Raw genomic sequence first — 4348 nt, 5'->3', positions numbered from 1 at the left:
CGACCGGTCCCGCCCGGCGTCCCCGCGCGCCCGGAGTCACCGGGGGACGGCGTGCCGCCGTCCGGACGGGTCGCCTCCCCGGGGGATCCGGGGGCGGTCGGTGGCGGGGACGGTTCCCACAACGGGTCGGGCTCGGGACGGCGCACGCCGTCCTGCATACCAGTCCGCCGCTCACCCGGCGGCGGCACGGCGCAGGGCGTCGGCGCGGTCGGTGCGTTCCCACGGCAGGTCGAGGTCGTCCCGGCCGAAGTGCCCGTAGGCCGACGTCTGCGCGTACAGCGGGCGCAGCAGGTCGAGATCGCGCACGATCGCGGCCGGACGCAGGTCGAAGACCTCGTCGATCGCGTGCTCGATCCGGCCGGGGTCCACGGTCTCGGTGCCGAAGGTCTCCACGAACAGCCCGACCGGGGCGGCCCGGCCGATCGCGTAGGCCACCTGCACCTCGATCCGGGCGGCCAGCCCCGCCGCGACGACGTTCTTGGCGACCCACCGCACGGCGTACGAGGCCGAGCGGTCCACCTTCGACGGGTCCTTGCCGGAGAAGGCGCCGCCGCCGTGCCGCGCCATCCCGCCGTAGGTGTCCACGATGATCTTGCGGCCGGTCACCCCCGCGTCCCCCATCGGGCCGCCGACGACGAACCGGCCGGTCGGGTTCACCAGCATGCGGGTGGCCGTGGTGTCCAACGCGACACCGTCCAGCACGGGCGCGGCGACGTGCTCGGACACCGCCTCCACCAGCGTGGGCTCCAGGTCGACCTCCCCGGCGTGCTGGGTGGAGACCACGACGGTGTCCAGCCGCACCGGACGGTCGCCCTCGTACTCGATGGTCACCTGGGTCTTGCCGTCCGGGCGCAGGTACGGCAGCTCGCCCTGTTTGCGCACGGTGGCCAGCCTGCGCGCGAGCCGGTGGGCCAGCGCGATGGGCAGCGGCATCAGCTCGGGGGTGTCCGAACAGGCGTAGCCGAACATCAGCCCCTGGTCGCCCGCGCCCTGCCGGTCCAGCTCGTCCGCCGGGTCCCCGGAGCCCGCGCCGTGCCTGCTTTCCCAGGCCGTGTCCACCCCCAGGGCGATGTCCGGCGACTGCGCGCCGATCGCCACGTTCACGCCGCAGGAGGCGCCGTCGAACCCCTTCGCCGACGAGTCGTAGCCGATGCCGAGGATCTTCTCCCGCACGATCGTGGGGATGTCGGCGTAGGCCTCCGTGGTGATCTCGCCGGCCACGTGCACCTGGCCGGTGGTGATCAGGGTCTCCACCGCCACGCGGCTGTGCGGGTCGGCCGCCAGCAGGGCGTCGAGCACGGAGTCGCTGACCGCGTCACAGATCTTGTCCGGGTGCCCCTCGGTCACCGACTCCGACGTGAACAGCCTGCGGTTCGACGCGCTCACGGGCGATCGCCCCATCCTCCGGCCGGACGGCCCTGCGCGGGCCGGTACTTGACGTGCTGTTCGTCGCAGCCTACTGGCCGGGCCCGGTGTCCCGCACCGCGTCGGCCACGGCGTCGAAGACCGCCGCGGCCAGTTCCGACTTGCGGCCGAGCGGGATGCGGCGTTCCGCACCGTCGGCCGTGAGCAGCCATCCGGTGTTGTGCTCGCTCTCGAACGCGCCGCCCTCGCCGACGGCGTTGAGCACGAGCAGATCGCAGCCCTTGCGCGCGAGTTTCGCCCGTCCGTGGTCGAGGACGTCGCCGTGCTCGTCCCCCGTCTCGGCGGCGAACCCGACCAGCAACCGACCCGGGCGCCCCCGTTCCACCAGCCCGGCGAGGATGTCCGGGTTGCGCTCCAGCGACACCGTGGGCGCGGAGCCGTCGTCGGTCTTCTTGATCTTGTGGCCCGCCGTGTCCGCGGGCCGGAAGTCGGCGACCGCGGCGGCCATCACGACCACGTCCGCCTCGGCGGCCGCGTGCTCGACGGCGTCGGCCATCTCCCGCGCGGTGGAGACGTCCACCACGTCCACCCCGGCCGGGGCGGGGAGGTCGCCCGTGTGCGCGGTCACGAGCGTGACCTCGGCACCGCGCTGCGCGGCGACCCGGGCCAGGGCGTAGCCCTGCCGGCCGGACGAGCGGTTGCCGAGGTACCGCACCGGGTCCAGCGGCTCCCGGGTACCGCCCGCGGAGACGGTGACGCGCAGCCCCTCCAGGTCCCGCGGCAGCGCCTCCGGGCGGGCGAGCAGCAGCTGCGCCAGGTCCACGATCTCGGCCGGGTCGGCGAGCCTGCCCTTGCCCGTGTCCGCGCCGGTCAACCGGCCCGAGGCCGGTTCGGTGACCACCACGCCCCGACCGCGCAGCAGCGCGACGTTGTCCCGGGTCGCCGGGTGTTCCCACATCTCGGTGTGCATGGCCGGGACGAACGCGACCGGACACCGGGCGGTGAGCAGCGTGTTGGTCAGCAGGTCGTCGGCGAGGCCGTGCGCCGCGCGGGCCAGCAGGTCGGCCGTCGCGGGGACCACGAGCACGAGGTCGGCCTCCCGGCCGACGCGGACGTGCTGCACCTCGGGCACCCGGGTGAACACCCCGGTCTCCACCGGGTTGCCGGACAACGCCTCGAACGTGGCCGCACCGACGAAGTGCAACGCCGACTCCGTGGGCACCACCCGGACGTCGTGCCCGGACTCCGTGAGCCCCCGGAGCACCTCACAGGCCTTGTAGGCGGCGATCCCGCCACCGACGCCGAGGACGACCCGGCCGCGCGTGCCCACCGGCCGGTTACTCCCCTTCGGTGTGCTCGAGCAGACCCGAGTGGATCTCCCGCAGCGCGATCGAGAGCGGCTTCTCCCTCGGCCCCGGCTCGACCAGCGGGCCGACGTACTCCAGCAGCCCCTCACCGAGCTGGGCGTAGTAGTCGTTGATCTGACGGGCGCGCTTGGCGGAGTAGATCACCAGCGCGTACTTCGAGCTGACCTTCTCCAGAAGGTCGTCGATCGGCGGGTTGGTGATGCCCTCGAGGGCCTCGCCCTGCGGCCCCAGCGTAATCGCGGTCACTGACTGTGCTCCGTCTCGTCGCAAGCGGTATTCCGGCCGGTCACCAAGCCTAGCAACTCCCGCGCGGCGGCCCGCACGTCGGCGTTCACGACGTGCGCGTCGAACTCCCCCGCGGCGGCGAGTTCGCGTTCGGCCTCCGTCAGCCGGGCCTGCACCGCCTCGTCGTGTTCGGTGCCGCGTCCGGTGAGCCTGCCGACCAGTTCGTCCCACGAGGGCGGCAGCAGCATCACCAGCCGCGCCTCGGGCATGGCCGCCCGCACCTGGCGCGCACCGTTGAGTTCGATCTCCAGGACGGCGGGCCTGCCCGCGTCCAGCATCCGCTCGACGGGGGCACGCGGCGTCCCGTAGCGGTTGCCCGCGAACTCCGCGTGTTCGAGCAGCTCGCCACGCCGGGCCAGGTCCTCGAAGGTCGGCCGGTCGACGAAGTGGTAGTGCTCGCCGTCCACCTCGCCCGCGCGGGCGGGGCGCGTGGTCACCGACACGCTGAAGAAGATGTCCGGGCACAACCGCCGGAGTTCGCCGACCACACTCGACTTGCCGACTCCGGACGGGCCCGAGACGACCGTGAGCCGGTGCCGGGTGGTCTCCCCCGGCGCCGGCTCACGGTGGGTCGCGCGGCCGCCCCGGGGGCCTGCCGCGTCGACGCCGCGGTCCTGCTCGCTCACTCGCCGCTGAACTCGGCGAGCAGCGCCTTCCGCTGACGGTCGCCGAGGCCACGCAGTCGACGGCTGGAGGCGATCTCCAGGCGCTCCATCGTCTGCTGTGCACGCACCTTGCCCACGCCCGGCAGGGCCTCCAACAGGGCGGAGACCTTCATCTTGCCGAGGACCTCGTCCTCGTCGGCCTGCTTCAGCACGTCGGCGAGGCTCGTGCCGCCGCGCTTGAGCCGTTCCTTGAGCTCCGCGCGAGCGCGGCGGGCGGCGGCGGCCTTCTCCAGCGCCGCAGCACGCTGTTCCTCGGTGAGCTGGGGAAGTGCCACGTTTTCCTCCGGTGTTACTCAAAATTCTGGGTGGGTGTGGCGACCGTACCCACCCCCGACCTGGACCTTCAATGCGGGGTGGCGTCGACCTGCGGGCCTGGCACGGACACACACCGCCCGGTGCCGGGCCGTGTACCGTGGTCTGCCCCGGTGTCGCGCCGGAATCCCCGTGACGCCACGGCAGTCACCCTAGTGCAAGATCAAAATGTACGTGGACCAGGGCAGCGATTCAGTCGACCCCGGGCGGATCGCCGGTGAGCGCACGGGTCGCGTCGTCCACCGCCGCCCGCAACGCGGCCGGATCGGGGCCGTGCCGCAGGATCTCCCGCGACGAGGCGGGCAGCACGTCCGGCAGGGCCGGTCCGAACACCCGGCGCAGGTCGTCGGCGGT

The 4348-nt window shown here is 73.4% G+C and carries 5 protein-coding genes and 1 pseudogene; all 6 read right to left on the bottom strand.

The window, feature by feature from the left end; genetic code table 11:
- Positions 1 to 171 precede the first annotated feature (171 nt).
- On the bottom strand, positions 172 to 1386 hold the full coding sequence (metK, locus tag ACTIR_RS0118825) for a methionine adenosyltransferase (RefSeq protein WP_026455436.1): 1215 nt from the start codon (positions 1384 to 1386) through the stop codon (positions 172 to 174).
- Positions 1387 to 1456: 70 nt separating this feature from the next.
- Positions 1457 to 2695 (bottom strand): bifunctional phosphopantothenoylcysteine decarboxylase/phosphopantothenate--cysteine ligase CoaBC, encoded by a 1239-nt coding sequence (coaBC, locus tag ACTIR_RS0118820; RefSeq protein WP_026455435.1) that lies wholly within the window; start codon positions 2693 to 2695, stop codon positions 1457 to 1459.
- A gap of 7 nt (positions 2696 to 2702) precedes the next feature.
- A complete protein-coding gene (gene rpoZ, locus ACTIR_RS0118815) occupies positions 2703 to 2978 on the bottom strand; it encodes a DNA-directed RNA polymerase subunit omega (RefSeq protein WP_007024613.1) in 276 nt (91 codons plus the stop codon).
- Positions 2975 to 3643 (bottom strand): guanylate kinase, encoded by a 669-nt coding sequence (gene gmk, locus ACTIR_RS0118810; RefSeq protein WP_026455434.1) that lies wholly within the window; start codon positions 3641 to 3643, stop codon positions 2975 to 2977. The genes rpoZ and gmk overlap by 4 nt, the downstream gene beginning before the upstream one ends.
- Entirely contained in the window at positions 3640 to 3957 is a 318-nt protein-coding gene (gene mihF / locus ACTIR_RS0118805; protein WP_007024611.1) for an integration host factor, actinobacterial type, read from the bottom strand. The genes gmk and mihF overlap by 4 nt, the downstream gene beginning before the upstream one ends.
- 229 nt (positions 3958 to 4186) lie before the next feature.
- Positions 4187 to 4348, bottom strand: a pseudogene (locus ACTIR_RS25585) (orotidine-5'-phosphate decarboxylase); the annotation flags it as partial.

The sequence above is a fragment of the Saccharomonospora iraqiensis subsp. iraqiensis genome, assembly GCF_000430445.1.
Taxonomy (GTDB): domain Bacteria; phylum Actinomycetota; class Actinomycetes; order Mycobacteriales; family Pseudonocardiaceae; genus Saccharomonospora; species Saccharomonospora iraqiensis.
The sequence above is the reverse complement of the archived record's forward strand: the minus strand, read 5'-3'. Positions and strand labels throughout refer to the sequence as shown.